Origin of the sequence: Chloroflexus sp., from assembly GCF_034431535.1 — a bacterium.
Lineage (GTDB): Bacteria > Chloroflexota > Chloroflexia > Chloroflexales > Chloroflexaceae > Chloroflexus.
In genome coordinates, this window is sequence record NZ_DAOUDC010000055.1 from 85,463 (window position 1) to 107,743 (window position 22,281).

Genomic DNA, 22,281 nt, shown 5'->3' on the forward strand with positions numbered 1-22,281 from the left:
TGCCGCTACCACTCCTCCATCCCACTGACGGTATCGCCGGCCTCGCGCTTCCAGCCGCGGGCCTGCGCCAGCTCGTCGAAGGTCGGGTAACGTGTCGTTTGTGGCTTACTGGCGCCGGGCGCGGCACCTGCCGGAGCAGCGGCGGCTTCTGTAGTGTCAACGGTGACAGCGGCGGCCTGAACGCGGGCCGGGCGCGGCATGGCAGCGTCGCTGGTGGGCTTTCTGCCGCCCTTCTTCGTTGCTGCCTTTGCTGCCTTCTCCTCTTCGCCTCGCTGTTTCCTCACCTCGCTGGCCTCGCGGCCCGCCATGAGCAGCGACCAAGCCAGGGCCGTCGTTTCCAAGCGTGGCACACCGCTTCCCAGAGCCGAAAGCACCCGGATGCGTCGTATTTTCTGATCGACCCGTCGGGCTTCATCGTCAGCAATGTCGGAGTCCATTCTGATACAGCCGGGGTTGTCGAGGATAAACTGGCGCTGCGCGGCCCGGTGGGCTTTGGTACGCGCACAGTAGAGATCGAACAGCTCAGGACGCTTCAGCGCGGCTACGCCCAGCCGCTCTACGGCACCATCCCAATCCACGCGGGCCAGTTCGCTGAAACGGGCAATGTGCTCATCGAGCTGCTTATCCTGTGCGCTCTTCGCCGGTGCGCGCACGGTGCGCCAATCCACGTAGACGGGCGGGGGCGCCGGCTCGTCGAGCGGCTTTGCCATCGGCAGTGGGCGCGCACTGAAGAGCGGGCCACCCTGAAACCGCAGATAGGCGTGTAGGGCGTAGCCGTACTTCGGATGCACTTCCATGCCCACGAAGTCCTCGCGGGTAAGCCCCTGGCCGCCGTAAATGCTCGCGTAGGTGCCAGCGTCATTGGCTTCGCAACCGAAGATAACGCGATGCGCGGCGTTATCAGACAGCGGCCCCATCACTTCGCTACCGATCTGGCTCAACCCCTGATGTACAAGGATCTGCCCGATTCGCATCGAGCGAAACTGTGACAACATGACTTTGAACAGATCGGCATTGCTGTTGGCGATAATCTGCACCTCGTCAATAATGAGCGGCCAATCAGGGCGCTGCGACTCCGGCAGGTTGGTACGCGAGAGCGCGGCCAATCTGAGCTGCGTTAGCAGCAGCGTGATCGCCACCGTGGCAATGTCGCCCTGCGACGCGCTGATGCCCATGAGCAGGATGCCCTTGTTATCCATCAGCTTCCGCAGATCGACGCTACAACCAGGGGCCACCAGCATCGCCTGAAGCTCAGGAAACGAGAGCATTCTATCCAGACGCCGCTCAAAGGAAGCAAGTGAACTTTTCTGCGTCTCCGGCATCTCAGCAAACCGGCGCTCCCAGAAATCGGAAACTTGCAGGTACGCACCGGAGAGTTTGCCGCATACCTGAGCCCGATAGTCCTCATCTCCGAAGAAGCGGATCAGGTGCATCAGCGTGGGCTTTGACTCTCCACCGAGCAAGGCGAGCATTCCCATATTGGCAAACTGCTGGATACCGACGGCGCCTGAAAAGTTGGGGTCAAGGGTGGCGAAGATGCCGAGAATGATGGAGGCCATCATCGACGGCTCTACACCGAGCGAGCCCCCCAGAGAAGGACTGAGCAAGTTCATTGACACCCGCAGATCCTCGCCGGTGTCATTGGCACCCTCAAGGTCTACCAGCACGACATCCCCTTCCCGGCTTAGCGGGATAAGGGGCAGCGTTGTGTTCACAAGGTCTTTCGCCTTGCAATCGAGCGCCATAAAGCCGGCGTCGGCCCGTAGAAGACCTTTGATAATGTTTTTGAGCAGTTCTGACTTACCGCGACCCATTGGGGCCGTGATCCACTGGATGAACCTGAGCCGGTCATAGGAGAAGCCGACGGGTGCCCAAGTGCCATCACTCTTGCGGGCCTCACCCATCGCTATCTGGCGCACATCGCGCTCGTCGATGAAGGCATTTGCCGGTGCTGGCATCCAGCGGGCAGCGACACGCTCAACGAGGTTGCCTTGATCGGGGGTGGGAAGATGCCAGAGCGTTGCCAGCTCTGCGGCACTGAGGTGCATCACCATAGCGTTGCCTCGTAGCAGGTTGTCGTGCAGCAATGTCTAGGGGAAACATATCCCCCAGAGGCGTAACTGCTTACAGTGTACTCATGGGATGTGACCACAATGCACAAGGCCGGGGCGGCTCTACTTCGCCCCGGCCTTGTGCATTGTCATTACTTATGACGTACTAATCATCCATCGCGGCCCAGCCAGGGACTAAAAACAGGCACGAGCTTGGGATTGACGGGCAGCAGAATGGCGCCAATAACGCCCGCATGAAGCAGGCGCATATCAGCTTTGATCCGGCGTCGGTGCCAGCAGCCAAGCATCAGCACGGGGATCGGAAATGACAGGAAGGGCAATGCCCACTTCAGGAGGCCCCCGCCAGCCCAGGTCCAACAGCCGGCAGCCACGGTCAGGGCCAACACGGCGCCAAAGCCTAGCGCGATCTTGACGAGCAGGCCCGGCAGCGCGGGGGCCGGCGGCAGCACCGCCGGAAGCGCCTGTACTCCTCCGGCAGCAAGCCGCTGCACGGTTGAGGCGACCGGCTGCGCGCTGCTACTGAGCGTGGCCGCCACGGTTTGCACCATCGCCAGCCCAGCCTCGCGGTTTTCAGCGATCACCCGAAGGCGCATCCCAACACGAAACGCTGGGCCGGCGGCTTTTGCATCTATCGCTTGCTTCTCCGCGGTGGCAATGTCGAGCTTCAGGGCTTCCTGCTGCGCCAGCACCGGCAAGCGCCAGGTGCGATCAGCCAGCGGCGAGAGCATGATCTGAACATCGGCCAGAATCACGCCAGCCTGGGGTGAGAGCGCCGGCAGCATCGCGTCGAGCAGCGGATGATCGCTCTTATCGGCTACGGCGATAGGCAGGAAGCGCGGAGCCACCTGGCGAACATCGGCCCAGCAGAGCCAGCGGCCTTCTTGCAGCTCCGCCGTAAACGGGTCAGGCAGCACCTCTGCCGCGGCACCTCGCGTCAAGCCTTCGAGTGTCTTAGCGATGCTGGTAAGCAGCGTGGGCGGGCCGCAGACAGTCACGCCCTGTGTGACCGGCATCTCAGGCACCGCTGTCCACCGAAGCGTCAACGGCACCGGGGAGCCTTGGGCCAGGTTCGCCGGCGGCAGCATCCCATGAAGCGTGCGAAGCAGCGTCACGCCATCAGCAGGGGTCACACGGGCGTTCCCAGGTATACGCAGGCGCACATAGGTGTGCTTTGCTGTGAGAGGGCGTGTGCGCTGCGCGTAGAGGCTAAGAACGTGCTGGATAAGACCCAGGATGACGAGTAGGCCGAAGATTGCTCCGCCTAGCTTTATCATCAGGAACGGCGTCACCGCTGGATGTGGGAAGCCAAACAGCCCCGCTGGGATAAGCTCTTGCAGTAGGGAGGGAGCAAGAAGCTCCCAGAGATACCCGCGCCAATCCCAGGGGCCGAACTGCGCCGGCAGGCCCGGTAGGCTCCTCAGCGGGTTGGGAAACGGGCCGATGGGCGACGGCAGGTAGGGCAGCACAAGCAGCACCACCGCGCCTACGGCGATACCCAGACGAGCCTGTGCCGCTGCGGCTTGCTGGCGCCCGTAGCGGGATGCCTGCGATGTTGGCTTCGGTGCCGCTGCCGCCCGACTCGCCGGCATTACACCCTCCCCCCCTCATCAAGCATCGTCAGCAGCTCGCGCATCACTGGGAGCAGCGCACGCGCCTTACCTACATGAGGGCTGGTATTCCCCAGCAGCCGCGTCGCGCAATCGACGACAGGCGCAGGCAGCTCTCCCTGCATCTCACTGCCTGCCTCGCGCAAATAGCTCACCACCAGGGCGCCGCTCCCGTTTAAGTCACTAATGACACGGGGGAAGATCACTTGATCAAACAGAGTACGGGCATCAAGCTCCTTCATGCCGTAGGTCGCAGCTAGATCGCGCACGACCTCGCGCCGTTGCCCACCCTCACGCCAGCGGCGTAGCGCATCCTGTGCAACTGGCTCCACCGGCTCTTCCGCGGCCAGGTTGCGTAACACCATCAGGAGGTGTTCAGTCTGCACCTGATCCGCTGACGCAGAAGCACTCTGGCACAGCGGTGCAGCCTCCTCTCCTTCACCGTGAATTGCAGCTTTCAACACCTGTGTTGCTTCAAGCAGCGAGAGGGTTGGCTGCTGGCGGCGCAGCTCACGAGCCAGGGCTGTAAGGCTCTCACCGGCACGCCAAGCCGTCACAAGGGCAGCAATGCCTTCAGTGGGCGCCTCGTCAGCTTCAGGAAGCCCAGTAGGTGCCTCATCAGCTTCAAGAGGCCCAATAACATCTTCGCCGGCCACCGGGGCGAGCAGTGCATCACCGCTCAGATCCGCCAGCCAACCTAGATCGTCGGCGGCCACCACGGCATGTGCTTCGGCAGTAACCTCCAGGGGCACCTCGTCAGCTTCAAGAAGCCCAACAGCGCCTTTCTCGGCTACCAGCGAGGACAGTTCATCACCGTCTAGATCCACCGGCCAATCCAGATCGTCGGCAACCATCGCAGTAGGCGCCTCAGCCTCATCGGCCATCAGGGCGGGCAACTCATCATCGGCCACGAGGGGCGCTTCATCAGCTTCAGAAAGCCCAACAGCACCTTCCTCACCTACAAGAGCAGGCAACTCGTCGCCAAGCTGATGGCCCAGATCCACCGGCCAGTCCAGATCGTCGGCAGCCACCGCGGCAGACGCTTCGGCAGCAACCTCCAGGGGCAGCTCGTCAGCTTCAGAAAGCCCAAAGCTGTCATCAATGACACGGTTGGTCGAACTGCTGGCCTGCGGTCGAGAGCGAGAAGTAAACGACAAGCGCCCTCGGCGGCGCCCCACGGGGCGTGGTCGACTCAGCTCGCCTGCCATTGGGCCAGGTACGTCGCCCTCGTCGAGCAGCGACGCCGGCCACGCCTCCTCATCGCTAGGTACATCGTCCTGTACCCCCCAGAACATAGTGGCATCGCCATCCAGCTCCAGAGGTATCCCGTCAACTTCAGGAGGCTCGCTCCCGCCCAGTTCCTCCGCTGCCTCAGCAGCAACCTCCAGGGGCGTCTCGTCAGCTTCAGGAAGCCCAACAGCACCTTCCTCAGCTACAAGAGCAGGCAACTCGTCACCAAGCTGATGGCCCAGATCCACCGGCCAATCTAGATCGTCAGCAGCCACCGCGATAGGCACCTCAGCCTCATCGGCCACCAAGGCGGGCAACTCATCACCGGCCACGAGGGGCGGCTCGTCAGCTTCAGGAAGCCCAATAGCCCCCTCATCGGCCTCTGTGCCATCCTCTAAGTTCTTCGGCCAATCCAGGCCGGGTACACCTCCCGATGCCGTTTCCTCAGCTTCAGAAAGCCCAGCAGCACCCCTCGCGCTCTCGTCTAGGCTCCCCAGCCACTCCAAGCTATTAGCACCCTCATTGAACTGCACAGAAGAGACGGCGAGCGCCACCGCCTCCTCCCGCGTCCACCCTCGCCCTTGCAGGCCATTCATCAGCGCCGCGTGATCCGCGACAGCTTGCTCCTCAACCGGCGCCGCAAGGTTTTCCTGAAGTGTAAGTTTCTGGCCGTCGGGGAAGGTTACACGCCATGAGTCGGGCGCTGCGTGGAGCTGAAGGGCTGCCGTTGGGGCATCGCCAAAGACGATCTGCACCGCTCGATCCGCCAGCGCCGACGGCATCGGCAGCGAGGCGGGCCGACAGATCAGCAACGGGCGTGTTCCGCGGGCCAAGCTCAGGTTCAAAATGAGCAGCGAGGCAAGGAGCGAAGCAGATGGGCCGGGCTCCACCAGTAGCACAACACCGCCGCCGGCCTCCAGCGTCCCAGCAAGATCATGCGCTGGCTCGCAGGTTAGCGCCTCCACCACAGGCGTAGCCAGGTTACGCCGGCCAATGGCGCGTAGGGTGTCGGCCAGCGTCTCAGGAAGCGGCGACGGCGGCTCACCGCCCAGCAGCAGCTTCAATCCCTCCGGCGACAGCGAGCGCCAGGGGATGCGGGCGCTCTCCCAGGGGTCAGCCATATCGATCACCCGGAGCCGCTTCGCCAGCGGGGCCATTGCCCGCGGTGTCATCTTCGACCGCTCGGCAATCACCAGCGCCCCCATGCCTTGCGTGAGCGCCCGGAAGAGCATCGCGGGAATGACGGCATCTTGCCGCTGGCCGCCATCCTGCACAGCAACAATCATCGCCCGCCAGGCGAGCCGCACCCCCTGGCCTGCTGGGGTTACTCCCAACAGCAGGTTCGGGGCATCAGGGGCGGCTAACACATCCGATGCGGTCAGCGATGACACCGTAGCCGGAGCCAGCACCGCAGCCTGGGGGGCCGCAGCGGGCAGTTCAGCGGGCAACATGGCAGCCGCCGATGGAGCAGGCGCCGGGGCCGCAGCGCAGCCAGCCCGCGAGGGCCAGAACTGAGGGGCGAATGGCGCCGCCTTCACCAGCGAGGAGAAGAGCGCCGCCGGCCCGCGCAGGACACGCCAGCCCTGCTGCTCCAGCTCTCTCAGCCGGGGGGCATCTTCGGGCAAGCACCGCAGGCGCACCCTCGTCCGGCGCGGCCCATAGACAACCTCACTCCAGACGCCGGCCCACTCGCTCAGGTTCGGCAAGCTCGTGGCCGTCGTCGGGCAAAGAGTCGCTGTTAGCTTCAGCTCCTTCGGCTGTCGGAGCGGCGTGCGCTGCTCAACGAACGAGCCGGTGGCGCCGATTTTCGGCAGCACTGTCTCCTCAAAGAAGGCTGCGCCGGCGTCGCTCACATCAATTGTATGCGCGGCCACGCCATGCATTTGCAGATACCCAAGCCGGATCGGCCCGGTATGCGCGATGAAACCGCGCAGCTCAGTGGCAATGTGCTCAATGTCTGAGTGTAATGGCCCCCGAACACGATACCGCATTTCACACGCTCCTACGAGCCTCGAAAGGCGCGAAGCTCCATATCATCCACACCGACGCGCCCCACGAAGACCTCGTTGTAGGTCATCAGGTCGTCATCGCTCTCCCATACCAACACGATGTCGCCACGGGTCAGGCGGGTGATGAGATCCGCATGGGCTGGCTGCATCCCCTGGATCTTGTCGGCAATACGGGCCGCGTCAGCCTGGTCTTGCCGAAAGATCATCTTCATGGTTGAGTTGAGCCAGACGCTCAACATTGATGGATCAGGGGCACTGCCCTCGGTTCCAAGATAGGTGTGTGCGTCTTGATCTGCCGTCCACAGCGACGCCCCGAAGGTTCGCCACGTTTTCACCGCACTTGCAGCGAAGGTGGCAAGGCTCGGAACGCTCGCCATATATTTGAACTCGTCGATAACGGCCCAGAGGGGCCGCGTTCGATCTCGATTAGGCGCACGAACCGCCCGATTAAGGGCGCCAAAGGCTTGGGCATAGTAGAAAATACGCACCGGCCCCTCTGGGATTTGCGAGAAATCATACGCCGTCGCGTCATGGGAGAAATCCCAATCAATGCTCGTGCGGGCATTGAAGTTCTTCCCATACGGCCCCATGATCAGCCGCAGCTCGATCTCGCCGGCCAACTCGAAGGCATAATCAGAGCGCCGGCGGCGGCGATCTCCGCCCGCGTCGCCTGTGACCCCTTCCAGTTCTTCCCGCTCGCGCTCCCGAAGCTGCCGACCCACCTGGCGCAACGCCTCGCAGAGATCAGCCAGGATGGGCGTCCGCTCTACGGTAAGAGCATCAAGATTATCGGCCCAGGGTGCATAGAGCTGCTGGAGGGCGATTTCCAGCACGCCGCGCTCGTTGCTCTCCCACATGCGCGGGTAGAACTGCTCGGTGCCGCTTGCGGTCATCGTCGAGCCGCCCAGCAGCACGGACAGCTGGGTAACGACGTGGGCCACCTGTACACCCAGGCTCGGCGGCTCGTTGCGCTCGCCACGGGTGGCAACGACATCGAGAATGTTGAGCTGCTGATCAAGGTTCAGGACAAACCGCGCTCCCCCATCGCCACAGGCGCGGATAAACCGCTCAGAGTGGCCCTGCGGCTCATACAACACAACCTGATGCCCTTGCGCCAACCAGCGCATCATCCACGTATTCAGCGCGAAAGTCTTGCCGCTGCCGGTTTTGCCCAGCACGACGGCATGACCCGCTCGTTTGTCTTTGATCGGGTTAAAGAAAATGGGGGTATCGCCCTGAAAGAGCCATAAAATCCCATCAGTCCGATCTGGCTTTCGGAGGCCAAACATCGTTGTGACGGCAACGCCGTGCGAAAGCATCCGATGGGGCCGGGCGCGGGCCTCAATGCGCTTTGTCGACTCCGTAGTGAAGAAGCGGGCCAGGGCTGCCTGCTGGCCGGGGACACGCATCAGTGGCACCCGCGTTCCGGCAGCACTCATAACCAAACGCACATGTTGATTCAGGGTATCGAGGTCATCACCGAACACCGCCACCACCAGGCGCAGATCGTGGGCGGACTCGGTTGCCAGATCCTCTTGCACCCGATGGGCGGCAACATACTCCCGCTCGGCACGAGCATCACGAGGGCCATTGCCGCGGCGAAACTGCCAGGTGCGATTAGTAATGGTCTGATCGGCCTGGTACTCCATTGCTGTGCGACTAACGGGCTGTACATCAATCGCAACCGCCACATCACAGCCGACGTTGATCAGCCGATGCAGTACCGTGGTATCCCATTGGCCGCGCAGCGGCCCGGAGAGCGTCAGCATCGCGCATAGCGGGTGATCTGGCTCCTCTGGCTCCAGATAGCAACCGCTCTCGCGCCAGCTATACCGCTCCACATAGCTCACTTGCAGCAGGTTCGGCAACACATCCACTGTGGCCGACGTGTTGAACGCCCGGCCTACCTGCTGCGCGTAGTCACCGGGCCTGATCCCCTCATCCAGCCACGCGATCAGGTTGTGCCGAAGGCCGCGCAGCGCCAGGTGCGTGTTCAGCCGCTCAAAGTAGCCCTCATAGGCCAGTAGCCAGCGGCGGCGCCAGGAAGCCCGTTGCAGAACCGACAGCGCCTTTTCCCAAGTCGCCCGCTCATGCACGTCGCCGTCGCCCAGGGCAGCATCAATCCAGTGCTGCGTCGCGCTTCCCAGCGATTCGAGATAGGTAGCCAACGCTTCTGCCGGCACATGCCCGTTGCTCTGGCTCACAATGCCGCGCAGCCGCTCAACGGTGCGCCGCTGGATGTCCACAATCCGAAGCTGATCGCGGGTCAGGTCGAGTGGACGCCGCAGATCAAACCGCGTGGTCGCGGCGATCATGCGGAAGGGATAGTCGGCACTGACAAAGAATGGTAGCCAGCCCTCCTCAATGGTGGCCGGGTTGCCTACCATCTCCTGCGGAAACCCTTGCACCCGCAGCGTTATCGGCTCACGCTCGGCCATTGGGAAATCCCTCATTCAGCGCCGCCAGCATGTCCTCGTCGAGCAGGGGTAACAAATCATCCGTCTCATCGGTCAGCGCCCAGATCGACGCCTCGATAGGCGGATCAACGCGATGCTGACCGCTGGCTCGACGCATCTGGAAGCCAACAAATATGATGAGGCGATCTACGAGAGAAAGGCCACGAATACGAATCGTGACAATCGCGCCGATGGCAATGCCAGCGGCAATCATCACGAGCTGAATCCAAAAGCCGACCCCGAAGCCTTCGCCGGCGATCCGCAACGCCTGAGCGATGCCATACATGATCCCACCGCCGACAGCAGCCCCGGCGGCATTCTCAACGGTCAGAATTGACCAGACCCGGTTTTCCCCGATGCCCCCGATGGGCTCTCGCTGAACGTACATAGTGCATCTCACCACACACTCCAGCCAGCCTGTGCTGGCTGGAGTGTGTAGGCACGTTCGCTACTCTCCGAAGCCGCCGGCTTCCACCACCCCGCCGGCCCAGCTCAGGAGCGCGGGGATGCCGATCACGGTGGCAACGGTGATGAAGGCCGCCGCCTTCCAGGTATTGCTGATCGCGTTGAAGCCCTCCGGCCAGGCGTTGCGGAGGCCGAAGAACACCACGTAGGTGAGCCAGTAGATAGCGATGGCGATGGCGGCGAACATCGAGAAGGTACGCACACCATCCATCGTCTGCGTGCCCACCTCCTGAATCTGGGAGGAGGCTTCGGCGCAGCCCGTGAGGGCCATGATGCTAATGATCAGAAGGGGCAGGAGGCGCCACAGGCGGCGGCTCATCCCCAGGCGATAGACCACAAGCGTCAGGTTGTTCACATGATCCTCCGATGTAGTGCTACAAGGCTGCTGCGATGTGACGCGATTTGTGTAGTTAGTGAACGAGGCAACGACAACGAATCGATCCCATCACCCCCTTCAGGGTAGTATCGACGCTTGCCAGGTGCCGACAGCTACCATTATGGCACCGCGATCAGTCGGTATCTCGATAACGAGCTGCTGGGGCGTGTTGTCCCCCTCAATAATCAAAGGTGCCCAAACCACATCGACGGCTTTGGAGCCCGCAGCGGCGCGTATATCACTGGATTGCAGTGTCAGCGGCTCACCGCGATCTGTCTTAGCGCGCACCGTGAGCGTGAGCCGCAGCGTCGAGCCTTCACGCTCCACTTGCGTGTCGGTAATCGTCAGCACGCGGGCCAGATAGCTCAGGCGATCCTCTGGCGCCGGCAGCAGCAACGTGCTGATCCGGGGCAAGCTGCCCGGCACTTGCTCGTGTAGGCCCGCCGATTGTGTCACCTGTGACAGCGGAGCCAGGTAAACCAGCTCCAGGCCCGTAGTGAGCGAGCGCCGCTCGCTGGGGGAAAGCCGTGTGCCATCGGCCAGCACCAGGCTTGCCTCGCCGGTATCTGGCGCCACCAGCACCGCCACCTCCATGCGATCTGACGGGATGCGCTGGGGGTCATTGGCAGGGCCGCGCACCCACACGTCGCGCACCCGGCCCTCAGCAGCGGGCAGCGCCGTAAAGGCGCCGGCGAGGGTGCCGCGGGCCAGCTCGCGCTGGGGATTCTCGCAGGAAACAACCTGAAGATCCGCGCCGCCGGCGGCAATGATGTACTGCCGCACGCTCGCGGTGCCAGTGATTGTGACCGTCTGCCCGACCAGCGCCTCCATCTGCCGCTCAGGAGCACAGATCACAAGCGGGTAGCTCACCCGCTTGCTATCTACCCGGAGTGCCACGCCTGCGATCCCGCCGGCGGCCTGCACGTCCCAGCGCGTCACTGTCAAATCGCCCACTCGTGCATCGGTCACACTAGCGGCCTGGCGTGGCCCTGACGGCGCAAGTACCACGTTGATCATAAAGAACAGGAGGCTCAGGATGAGGATTACCCCGCCGCCGACAATCAAGCCGGTCTGCAAGGGGCTGCCTGCGCGGCGGCCCAGACCCGCTCCCAGGTAGTCAGCGGCAGAGGTTGTACGCTGAAGCGCCCGATGATCGAATGGCACCAGCTTGCCATTCCAGTAGATGAGCGCCAGCCCCTTCTCATGGATCTCGCCGTGCAGCTCGCGGGCAATGTGCGCGATGAGCTTGTGGCGCACCTCCTCGGCGTCAGGGGGCGGCAGGGACGCCTGCCGGGCCTCAGTTTCGGCTTCGGCCTGAGCGGTCTGAAGCCGGGCATCAAAGACGGCAAGGAGCTGCTTCCGCGTCGCCAACGGCAGGTTTGCCTTGGGGGTCGGTGGGGCGTCGAACAGCGCGGCCTCCGGGTCTTTCGCCCGCTCGGCGGCCTGCACTTCGGCCTCCAGCTCGATGATCAGGGCATTCCAGGCCCGCCACTGGCGTTCTAACGCTTTGCGAAGGGTCGCCTGAGCCTCGATGACGCTTCGATCCTGCTGCTGTGTCATACGCCGCCCTCCACAACACGCACTGGCAGCAGCGCCTCATTCGTAGGCAACGGCGCCCGGATGCCCAGCGCCCCGATCTGCACGTCAACGGCGGTGCCGGGCGATACTTGGATGCTGGGGGCGACGCGGCCTGTGCGGTCGGTCAGGCCAACGAACAGCACCGCACCATCAGCGACGCGCACCAACTCGACGCGCACACCCTCCAGCGGGCGGGGGCAGCCGCTCTCAGTTGCCTTCGTCACCGCGCACACCTCAATCGTGGCTGCGCGGGCCTGAGGCGAGACGCTGGCCGTGCTTGGCGTGGGCAATGGGGTCAGCACCGTAAGTTGCGGCGCGGTGCTACCCACACCCGTGCCGCCCGCGCTCACTGTCGGGGCATCTCCGCTCGCGCTCACCGTCGGGGCGCTGACGCCCTGGCTGCCAGGAGTCGTTGCCGTTGCAGCGGCACCAGGGCGTACCGGGTTGAGCGGGCGCAGGTTGGGGCCGAACATCCAGCCGGGCACGACGGAGTCAAGCGGTTGCACCTTAACCCAGCCGGCATACGCCTCGCCCATCAGTATTACGACGGCGCCTTCGGGGTATACCGCCAGTTCATCGTCATCACTCGGCGGGGCTGCGGCGTACAGACGGGTGCCATCGACTACGACGACGGCTTCGCCAGCGATGCTCTTTTCCTTGATTACCTCGCGGGCGTCGGTAACAGGCGTAGGGGCGACGTTCGCCGCAACCGGCTGGCTCGTTGGCGGCGGCACAGTTGGGGCCGTCGTCGGAGCAGCGGGGATGTCATTCTGAGCGCGCAGCACATCCTGAACCGGGGCCAGGCTCGGAGGGCCAACCATCAGCCGGTAGCGGCCAGGAGCGCCCACGGCGGGGGGCATCGGAGGCGGGTCAGTGCGCCGCGACGAGGCAACAACAAGCAGCGCGTACCCATCCCAATCTGGCGCGACGAGGAGCTGCGAGCGTAGCGTAAAGCCCGGCACCACATCATCATTACCGGCCCATGCGCGCCAGCCGGCCAGGCTGGTTGAGGGATCGGTAAAGTTTGCTTCAGGCCGATACAGCGTGATCGCCGGGTCAGCGCCAGGCCCCAGGTCATACGTGACAGCAACGAGCTGCACGCCGGCCTTCACGGGCACCCAAAAGAAATCATGATCGCCAGCGGAACACTGCCCCTGAACAGGGCAAACAAGGCTGAGATCAAAGGGCACGCCCCAGACGAGGGTGGCCGCTGTCTCTGGACTATAGTTGTTCTCGAATACATCGCCTACCGTGGCCGCAACGGGGCGGAGCGCCTGCTGTGTGGCCGCTGCTGGGTTTGCCGTGGGCTGCTCGGCGGCTGACGAGCGGGCGCTGAAGCTATAGATTCGCCCGCGCATATGTCCCGGCGCTTTGTTCTCAACAACCACCAGATACCAGCCGTCGCCATTGGTTGTAACTTTCACCTCGGCGTCGGTGGTGCCTGGCCTCAGATCATCGTTTTCAGTGAGGGGCGTAGCGGTGTCCTCGGCACGGTAGAGCCGGATGAACGGGTCAATGCCAGTAGAGCTACTGGCTCGAAGCGTATAGGTCCGCCCGCCCTTCAGAAGCAGGCTAAATACGTCAATGCTGTCATCGACGAAGGTAAGATTGCTGTTTTCAACCTCTGTCGGCAGCGAACACGGGCGGGTTAGCGAGTCGTTCGGCTCGCAGAGATCAGGCTGTGTCCCTGGCTCTGGGGTAGGGGTGGCCGTGCCGCTCGTCGAGCCGCCGCTCGTCGAGCCGCCGTCCGTCGAGCCGCTGTCCGTACCTGGCTCCTGACCTGCCGGGGCCGTATAAATCGGCGTCATCACTACTGCGGTGCCCAAAATCGGCGCGTTCGGATCGGGATTTGGTGTAGCCGACGGCAACATGGTCGCTGTGGAAAGCGGCGACGGGACCGGCACCGTAGCGATCACTGTTGGTGTGCGCGAGGGAACCGGCAGGTCGGTTGGCTCCGGGGTTGGTGTCCACGGGAGCGATTGGGCTGCCGCTTTGCCACCCCACGATGCGATCAGCGGCAGCACCAGCGGAGCCAGAGCAATCCCCGCAACCAGGGCCATTGCAATGAGGCTTGGTGTTCTGAAACGCATGAGAGTAACGTTATCGCCTCGCGCCGCGAGTTACGCCGCCGACGCGCAATCGCCGGGACGTAGTTGCTTCTCCTGTCGAGGGAGCGGCTTCACCAGCGGGCGCTTTTGCCCCGGCTGATAGGGCCGGATTCCGTAGTGCAGGTGCCGGTGCTGAAGCTGGGCCAGACGATGCAACCGAAGCCGTGGGGGATACGTTTCCCCCTTGTCCTAAATGTGCATCAGAACCATTACCAGCGTGCGTAATCCCTACCGCCGCGCCAGTGGGCGCCTGTGCGCCGTTCCCTGCCGCTGCCGGAGTGGAAGCTGGGGCGGAAGCCGGGGCGGGAAACGCAGGCACTCCTACCGCCGCGCCAGCGGGCACCTGTACGCCATTCCCTGCCACTACCGGGGCCGCAGCTAAGGCGGAAGCCGGGGTGGGAGCCGCAGGCACCCCTACTGCCGCGCCAACGGGCGCTTGCGCGCCGTTCCCTACTGCTGTCGGGATGGAAGCTGGAAGCCCCTCGACCACTGCGCCAGTGGGCACCTGTACGCCATTCCCTGCCACTGCCAGGCTGGAAGCTGGAACAGCAACCGCAGGTGCCTCTATCACCGCGCCAGCGGGCGCCTGCACGCCGTTCGCTACCGCTGCCGGGGTGGAAGTGGAAGCTGGGGCGGGAGCCGCAGGTGTTCCCACCGCCGCGCCAGTGGGCGCCTGTACACCTGCCGGCTGTCGGAGGCGCTGCGCTGCTGAAGAGCTGTGAGCTACCGTGCTCGTCATGCCGGGAGCTACCTGCGAGCCTGGGCCGCTAGTTGCTGCCGCAGCCGGTTCGGATGCTGCGGGTGGTACGGCTAATGAACCACTCGACGAAGGGCCAATTACCGGGGCCACACTGACGGATGTAGCGCCCTTTGTCGCTCCGCCAGCGGGCGCCTGTGCGCCGTTTCTTGCCGACGGGGCAGCAGCCACAGGTGCCCCTACCGGCGCGCCGGTAGGCGGCAGCATGGATCTCGCCAGGGAGGCGATGCCGCCAGCGATCCGCTCGCGCTGCTTGTTACCCGCCAGTTTGGCTGCCTGCTGTTCGCGCTCTGCCTCCTCGCGGATCTGATGCACGGCAACCTCCCCAGCGACCCGATCAGCCGGCGACGCATTCGGGCGGGCCAGCGCCTCATTCCACCGTCGCAAGCTGTTTACGACAGCTTCCTGACGCTGGAGCCAGGCACGATCCTCGGCCACGCTCGGATCATCGGCAGGGCGTCGATCAAGCTGCTGCTGCTCGCGGGTGAGTTGCTGCTGGGCCAGACCAATGCTACTGCGAATAACAAGCTGAGGCGTACTGCCGCTCACAGGGTCACGCTGGCCCTCCGTGGCCTGCACCGTGCCCCAGGCCCGCTGCGCTGTCTCCTGCTCGCGCCGCGTATCAGCATCACCGCGCACCTGGCGCTGTAGCCGCTCGGCCTCGTCGAGCTGCTGCCGAAGCCGGGCCACCTCCGCGCTCACCCCCTCGGCCTGCTGCGACAAGCGCCGGATCTCCCGCTCATTCAGGACAGAAGACTGCTGCACCGCGGCGCGGCCTTGTGCGGTCGCAAGCTGCTGCTGTACTAACGCCCGCTCCGCCTGTGCGCGCTGAAGAGCTTTGCCCACAACCTCCACCTCAGCGTCGGCCTGGCGCTCTGCCGCCGCAAGGTCGGCAGCCGAATCACCTGTGGCCTGACTGCTCTGGGCTGAGACAGTATTCAGTGGTGTCGTCTCTGACACATATGGATTGTCCGGCGACGCTGGTGCGAGGCCACGCAGTCGTTGGGCAGCGCTGCTGTTCTGGCTGCCAGCCGCTCCAAAGGCCAGAGCAACCGGCGCATTGGCCGGAGAACTGGTCGGCGAGCTGCTGATAGCCTCGTCGCGCAGCTCCATCGCGGCGATGATCTCTTTCTGCCGCCGCTCGGCCTCGGCCCGATCCTGCCAGCGTATACTCTGGCGCAGCGGATCGTCGATAAAGCCAGCCGCATCGGTTACAGCGCGCCCCACATCGTTGAAGGTTCGCACTGCGGAGGCATTGAGCGCCGACGAGTAGGCCGCGCGCGCCGCCCGGTTGCCAGCCTGCCGTATCTCTTTGTCGCTGGCTCCGCTCGCCCGCGCATCGGCCTCTGCTCGGTCGCGGGCGCCCGCCGCAGCCTCCTGGGCTGCCGTATGACCCCTCAGCGCCATGCCGGCAGCGAGGCCCATGCCCCCAACGGCGCCCAACACCGCGGCGGGGGCGGCCCCCAGGGTTGTGCTACTCAAGTCTGAGACTGTCGAAAAGATGACGCGCCCGGTATTCACCAGCAGCATCACCAGCACGACGAGGGCGAGAAGACCGATGAAGGCCACCAGGCCCGCATTGACTCCAGACGATCCTGCGGTGGTGCTGATCACAAAGCCCACGAGGGTCACACCGATGGTTGTCAGAACGCTCTGCTTCAGGAGTTCGATGCCGGTGCGAATGATGCTTGATAACATTCCCTCTGTCGGTACAAAGAGCGCAAACACCAGGCCAATCGACAGAGCAAACCACAGACTCACTAGGCCCAGAGCAAAAAGAAGCTGAATAACCTGCTCCAGCACCGCAGCAATCACCAGAAAGAGGCCGAAGAGTTGGCGCACCGCGCCATCCATCGCCAGCCCCACGATTCTCCGGCGATCCTCTTCATCGGCGGCATTGCCAGGGTTGCGGCTGTAGAAGCCGACAAACTGCACGCTGCCATTGCTCGCCCCCATTGAGGCAGTGGGGTATTCGCCGCCCTCCCAGAACACACGAGGCAGCGCCGGCGCATTTTCTGACGCCCCTGACTCTGAGGTGCAATGTATATCTTCCGCCGTCGCAAACAAGTAGTTTGCGGCAATGTCGTTGATCATTATCCCCGGCGTCGTGCGCGGCGGCACGGCACCGCCGCACTTCTCATCGGGGTAGATAGTGGCCGTAGGGGGCATGAGATCGCCGGGGCGCGAGGTGCCGCCCGTAAGCATCTGCGCGGCGCCGGCGGTTGTCAGCGAGTCCTTCGCCATCTCCGCCGCGGCCTGGCTCAAAATCACCCTGCCGTTCTCAGAGGCCGCCATGAGCTGCGCCCCATACGTGAACACGATGAGGGCAAACACGCCGTTCCGTATGCCGCGCTTCAGGTCAACCCAATTCAATTCCGCAATGGCACGCAGCGAGAAGCCGATCACAAACACAATGACGGCGATCACCACCGCCTGCGCCCAGGCCACGCTCGCGCCCTTCAGCAGCCCGTCGAACACCGCGGCCATCACGTCGTTGACGAGCCAATTGCGTTGCTCCTCAATCCAGCGCGAGACAAGCAACAAGTTGCCGTTGAAAAACCATCCAAGTTGCGCTAAGAAGCGCAGAAACGTCACAATGCCCTCATCGACATAGCAGCCGATATTGAGGTCGCAGGCCGCATAGGTCGGGCGGGGCCAGAGGGCTACTGTTAACGCCAGGATGAGGCCCAGCGCGAGGAAAGCGTGCTGCGTTCGCCGTCGCATATCACCGCCCTCTGCGGCGCGTACCTGCGCCGTGTCGCTGCCGCCCCTGGCTCGCACGGGCCTGTGCCCAGACAAACAGCCCCAGGCCCACGCCGGCCAGGATCAGGCCGCCGACGATGAGCCAGAACACGCGGTTGCCACCAGCCTCCGGCTCTACATCACCACTCACCAAGATCGGCTCACTCAGGTTGCCACCCGCAACGGCGGTGCTATCAACTCCAGCGGTCGCTGCGGAAAGCGTACCGGGTACGCCGTCAGGAAACGCAGGATCATCTAACTCGAACGGCACTCGGAAGAGCAGGGCACCGTCGCGGGCAAAGGCGATGATTAGTGGCGTACCATCGAGCGGGAAGCGCATACCGCCTTCGTCGGTATTACTATCCATCTGAAGCACAGCACCCTCAGCCGTCGCAATCTCACGTATCCAGATGCTCGCCCCCTCGATGTGTACCTCGGCAGTTCCGCGCTCATCTGTCGTTAGGGTGTAGCTCTGCCCCACGCCATCCTCTGCACTCACTACTAGACCGGGCTGTGGGTGCGCGTCGATGTCATGGATGATCACCGTAACGGTTGTAGCCATCTGTTGTACTGCTTGATTGCCGCTTTCCAACAGAGTCGTAAAGGCGAGTATGGCAGACAAGACAAGATGGAGCGCATTCATCGTAGACACCTATCGAGGAGGGCGAGTAATCACTGCTAATCGCTGCTGATAATAGCGATTAGCAAAGACATTCTTCGTCAATACTACGCCGTCAGGGTAATTCGCTGCATGAACCATGTCGCCGGTGCCATCCCCATCAGCATCACCGACATAGATTCCGACGTGACGAATACCTGTGAACCCGGTCGAGCCGACAGGGCCGCCCGTGAACAGCATCAGGTCGCCCGGCTGGATTTCCGCCGCTTCAACACGCTGATACAGCTTCTGGTTGCTCGTGCCATGGCCGATGCTGATGCCATTTACCTGATAGGCGTACCACGTTAGGCCGCTGCAATCGAAACATGGGTAGGAGGCACACGCCGGAGTTACACACTGACCATCGGCACACCCACTACAGGGCGAAAAGCCTTTTCCGCCCCAGCAGTATTGACGGCCCAACTGCGACAGTGCGGCCTGAGCGATTGCGTCTGCGCTGCCACCAACTGTGACTGGCTGCGCGGCTTGGCGCGCAGGATCAGGCGCGGCCCCAAACAGCCCATTCGTCGAGCAGTTGGGATCGTCCGGCCCGGCCACGAACTGCACGCGCATATCCTCGTGAACACCGCCGCTGCCCTCTGACAGCGGCCCATCTAGGCGCAACTCTGCAACCTGTACCTGACCATCGGGCGCGAACAGGTCAACGTGCATCGTTGATCGACCCGTGGGAATCTGTGTCGTTGTCTCCAGCGCGGATGATGGCGCCGGCAGATCGCTGACTGCCGCAGCCTCCGGCGACCAGCGCCACACGTTGCTACGAATGCGCCCGTCGGCCCCCTGCACCTGCGAGATAGCGAGCTGGCGGTAGGGGTCAAACGTGAGCGGCTGGCCGGGGTTGTTCCATTCCACACTGATGCGATATAGCCGTTCCAGCACCTCGCCCTGGTGCCGTGTGGCGCTCTGCCCCGCAACGGTGAGCATGGCATCGACACCGCCCCCCAGATTCACAATGGTGCCGATGGGAAAGTTGGCCGACTCGCGGATATAGGCAGTTGGCGTCACGACTGGCAACCCATACTCGCGCTCATACGGCTCAGTCAGCCGGGTGCGCGTGCGCGTCGTCGGCGTGCCATTGACGATCACCGTCTCTTCGCCGTCGTCTACCTCAATTGTCGGGAGCGGCGTCGGCGTCGGGCACGTCATTCGGGGCGGCTGGCTGGCAAGCTGCGTAGCGGTGAGCAGCCATTGACAGCCTGTACCGAACACCAGCAGCCCCAGACCCAGCAGCACCGCCCCCAGCCGAGCTACGGGCGATAGCTGTGCCATGCCTCCACCCTCCAGACGTCATCTATCAGCACCATCGAGAGGCGCACGCCGGACTCGCCCTTCTCGTGCAGTGAGCGCACGACCAGTTCGGCGCGATTCCCATCCACGGTCGACTCAGTAATCTCCACACTTTGCTGCGGCCCCAGGCGATTCTCAGTCCAGTCGCGCCACTCGCCATGCTGCGAGGTGAGACGCACATCGGTGGCGGTGCCCGCTACGGCAATCCGCCGCAGCGTTGTCTCCTCCCAGGAGCCGAGGGCCGTTACAAACTCGCGGGCGACGTCATCCGGCGTGACAGCAGGGGCAGCGGGCGTGGCCTGGCCGCCACAGGCGGCCAGCAGCACGAGGGCAAGCGCGATGAGAGTGAAATGTCGTGCCATTGTCAGGACTCCGCTTGGGTAGTAAGGGCGGGTAGATGGACCTCTCGGTAGGTCATTCGTGACTGATAGTTCCGCTCGTCAATGATGATCAGCCCGGCGTGGGCGCCGTCGGGCGTAGCGAACAGATACGTGCGCCGCTGACGGTCGAGGATGCGACGCGGCTGATCGATAGTGCCAGGGGTAACACCATCGAGCCAGGGCTGGCCCAGGGGCCGGTCAAGGGGCCGTCGGGCCAGGTAGCTCCGCGTCGGCCAGGGGAAAGTTTCGCCCGCGCCTGTCTCAATTTCGTTCCAGCTCGCCACGAGCACATCGGTCTGCGGGTCATAGCCCAGGCCCGGCTCGATGCCGTAGTCGATTTCTGGCGAGAAGGAGCCGTCAGGACTGTGCTGCGCTATCACCTCCACCGGGCCAAAGCTGCGCCCCCCATCGGTGGAAATGCTTGCCAGCACCATGCCGCTGCCGTAGTTGCTCCAGGCTGCCACCACCAGGCCGTCACCACGGGGCACCGCTAGAAGCTGCGGGCGGATCGTCGGGTCGCTCACTGCCTCCGCCGGCATCGGTGCCTGCGTGGCACGCACCCAGGCCACCCCGTCGTCGCTACGGTAGAGATGCAGATGCGGCTGGGGGTTTGCCGTCGTACCGGCCCGTGTTGTCAGCACGATCCGGCTCTTCCGCCCTCCCAGCTCCAGCAGACCGAGATCGGCCCGGTACTCATCCGTGGCCGGGCCGATAGCTGTCCAGGTCCAGGCGCCGCCAGGCGCCGCATAGCCGTAGCGAAGCTGGCTGTTGAACGGCTCCGGGCCAATGATGAGGGCGTGCCAGCCACCTTCGCTATCGGCGCGAAGTGCCTGCACGCTGCCCTCCGTCAACTCGCGGGGCAGGCTCCAGGTTTTCCCGTCGTCGCTGCTTGTCACCTCGTACACTACCGAAACGGTGTCAGGGTCGCCGGAGGCATAGAGCAGTCGTAGCTCGCCGCCAGGCGCGGCGGCCACTGCGACGCCGCCATAGTTCCGTGTCACCGGGGCGGTGTTGACGGTCTGGGGGTTGCGCCAGGCGCCACCAGGCCCGCGGCTCGTCACCCACACCTGGCCGTCGGAGGCTTCATCGGGACGCCAACCGAAGGCGATCCAGGCAATCACCGGCCCGTTCGCCCGTGAGTTGTAGACCCATGCCAGCCCACGCTCGCGCACAACGCCTGTAGCGTCCTGTAGCTCCTGGGGCGAGCTGATTGCCGCCGGGGGCTGGGGTGTAGGCGGAACGCGAGGACGCGGCGTATCTGTTGGCATGGGCGTCACTGTCGGTGTAAGCGGTGCCGGCGTACAGGTTGGATACACCACCCAGGCCGTTGCGCTGGCGGCTGGCGTCGCCGTCGGTGGCGGGCTGGGCGACTGGATGCGTGGCGTAGCCGTCGGCGGGGCAGGCGTGGGCGGGAGCGGCTGCCGTGCCCCATAGGGCCAGCAGCCGCCCGCCTCCGCCGTGGCACGGCTCTGCCCAACCGTCAGTGGGACAGTCCCACAGCCGGCCAGGAGCGCCGCGCCGAACAGCGCGAGCAGCAGGGAGGCCACGCTACGCGGCATCGCCCTCCCCCTCGTCGCTATACATGCCAGGGGCTGGGGGCAGCGGCTCCGGGGCGCGGGCCGGGGGTAGTTCCGGGCCGAGCTGGGGTGCGAGGCCCGTCACTGCGGGCGCTGACAGCACCGGCGGAGACTCTGCCAGCTTGACAGAGAGCGAGGCTGCGGGTGCCTCCGATGGGGCCGTATCAGCCGGTTCAATACCGCGCACCGGCACCTGGATCAGCGGCCAGCCCCCCTGCTGGATCACCATCGTGGCGCCAACGACAACCAGCAGACCGAAGAAAAGGAGCCAGGGCAGGAGGCTCATGAGTAGCGTCGGCTCGTTGGGGTCAGCAGTGACCGGAAGGCGCTGCGGCACCGGCACGATCCGCACGGGCACGCTGCTGGTGTTGTTGTCGGGGGGATCGCCAGGCGTCGAGGTGGTGACGGTCGCCGTATTCAAGACGGTGCCAGGGGAGGCGTCGGAGGGCACGCGGGCGGTGACGCGGATCGTCACCGCCTCGCCAGGAGCCAGGTTTGCCGGGAAGGCTATCACCTCGCGGCCCTGCACAATGATGTCGCCCCGGTCAGAGGCAAGGTCGATCACCTCCAGCGGCTCCGGCACAAAATCCCGCACCACCACATCGGCAACCCCGATGCTGCCCAGGCTTGTCGAAATGCGGAGCGTAAAGATCACGATGCCGCCGGGTGCCACTTCCTGCTTATCGGCCAGCTTCTCAATCATCAGATCCGTCGCCGGGCCTGGTGTAGCCGTGGGCGGCGGCTGAGTGGCCGTCGGGGTGGGGGTGGCCGTCGGGGTGGCCGACGGCCTGGGCCGATCTTCCGGCGGCGGCTCATCAGTAGGCGTCGCCGTTGGCGGCACGGGGGTGCTGGTGGGTGGCACCGTAGTGCTGGTGGGTGGCACCGTGGTGCTGGTGGGCGGCTCCGGGGTGGGCGGGGGCGGCGTCTCCGTGGGTAGATTCGCCAGGGGCGCCGCGCCGGC

General features: G+C 64.2%; 14 protein-coding genes. All 14 read right to left on the minus strand.

Going from position 1 to position 22,281, the window contains the following annotated elements:
• Positions 1-5: 5 nt before the first annotated feature.
• Positions 6-2,054, minus strand: coding sequence for a hypothetical protein (locus U9R61_RS13585; RefSeq protein WP_322489357.1), 2,049 nt, complete (start codon positions 2,052-2,054; stop codon positions 6-8).
• A 167-nt stretch (positions 2,055-2,221) separates the two neighbouring features.
• Positions 2,222-3,085: a hypothetical protein gene (locus tag U9R61_RS13590; protein ID WP_322489358.1), complete on the minus strand. Its 864-nt coding sequence runs from the start codon at positions 3,083-3,085 to the stop codon at positions 2,222-2,224.
• Positions 3,086-3,660: 575 nt separating this feature from the next.
• Complete coding sequence (locus tag U9R61_RS13595; RefSeq protein WP_322489359.1) at positions 3,661-6,900, minus strand: hypothetical protein; 3,240 nt, start codon at positions 6,898-6,900, stop codon at positions 3,661-3,663.
• A gap of 11 nt (positions 6,901-6,911) precedes the next feature.
• Positions 6,912-9,356, minus strand: coding sequence for a hypothetical protein (locus U9R61_RS13600; RefSeq protein WP_322489360.1), 2,445 nt, complete (start codon positions 9,354-9,356; stop codon positions 6,912-6,914).
• On the minus strand, positions 9,343-9,762 hold the full coding sequence (locus tag U9R61_RS13605) for a hypothetical protein (RefSeq protein WP_322489361.1): 420 nt from the start codon (positions 9,760-9,762) through the stop codon (positions 9,343-9,345). The genes U9R61_RS13600 and U9R61_RS13605 overlap by 14 nt, the downstream gene beginning before the upstream one ends.
• 60 nt (positions 9,763-9,822) lie before the next feature.
• Complete coding sequence (locus U9R61_RS13610; protein ID WP_322489362.1) at positions 9,823-10,194, minus strand: hypothetical protein; 372 nt, start codon at positions 10,192-10,194, stop codon at positions 9,823-9,825.
• 99 nt (positions 10,195-10,293) lie between these two features.
• The gene (locus tag U9R61_RS13615; RefSeq protein ID WP_322489363.1) at positions 10,294-11,775 is read right to left on the minus strand and encodes a hypothetical protein; all 1,482 of its coding nucleotides are present in this window, start codon (positions 11,773-11,775) and stop codon (positions 10,294-10,296) included.
• Positions 11,772-13,853, minus strand: a complete 2,082-nt coding sequence (locus U9R61_RS13620) for a hypothetical protein (protein ID WP_322489364.1) — start codon at positions 13,851-13,853, stop codon at positions 11,772-11,774. The genes U9R61_RS13615 and U9R61_RS13620 overlap by 4 nt, the downstream gene beginning before the upstream one ends.
• A gap of 40 nt (positions 13,854-13,893) precedes the next feature.
• Complete coding sequence (locus U9R61_RS13625; RefSeq protein ID WP_322489365.1) at positions 13,894-17,382, minus strand: hypothetical protein; 3,489 nt, start codon at positions 17,380-17,382, stop codon at positions 13,894-13,896.
• Position 17,383: 1 nt separating this feature from the next.
• Positions 17,384-17,962 (minus strand): hypothetical protein, encoded by a 579-nt coding sequence (locus tag U9R61_RS13630; protein ID WP_322489366.1) that lies wholly within the window; start codon positions 17,960-17,962, stop codon positions 17,384-17,386.
• A gap of 90 nt (positions 17,963-18,052) precedes the next feature.
• Complete coding sequence (locus U9R61_RS13635) at positions 18,053-19,309, minus strand: C40 family peptidase (RefSeq protein WP_322489367.1); 1,257 nt, start codon at positions 19,307-19,309, stop codon at positions 18,053-18,055.
• Between the two features lie 14 nt (positions 19,310-19,323).
• Positions 19,324-19,725: a hypothetical protein gene (locus U9R61_RS13640; RefSeq protein ID WP_322489368.1), complete on the minus strand. Its 402-nt coding sequence runs from the start codon at positions 19,723-19,725 to the stop codon at positions 19,324-19,326.
• A gap of 2 nt (positions 19,726-19,727) precedes the next feature.
• Entirely contained in the window at positions 19,728-20,864 is a 1,137-nt protein-coding gene (locus U9R61_RS13645) for a sialidase family protein (protein ID WP_322489369.1), read from the minus strand.
• Between the two features lie 427 nt (positions 20,865-21,291).
• A complete protein-coding gene (locus U9R61_RS13650; RefSeq protein WP_322489370.1) occupies positions 21,292-22,023 on the minus strand; it encodes a hypothetical protein in 732 nt (243 codons plus the stop codon).
• Positions 22,024-22,281: the final 258 nt, after the last annotated feature.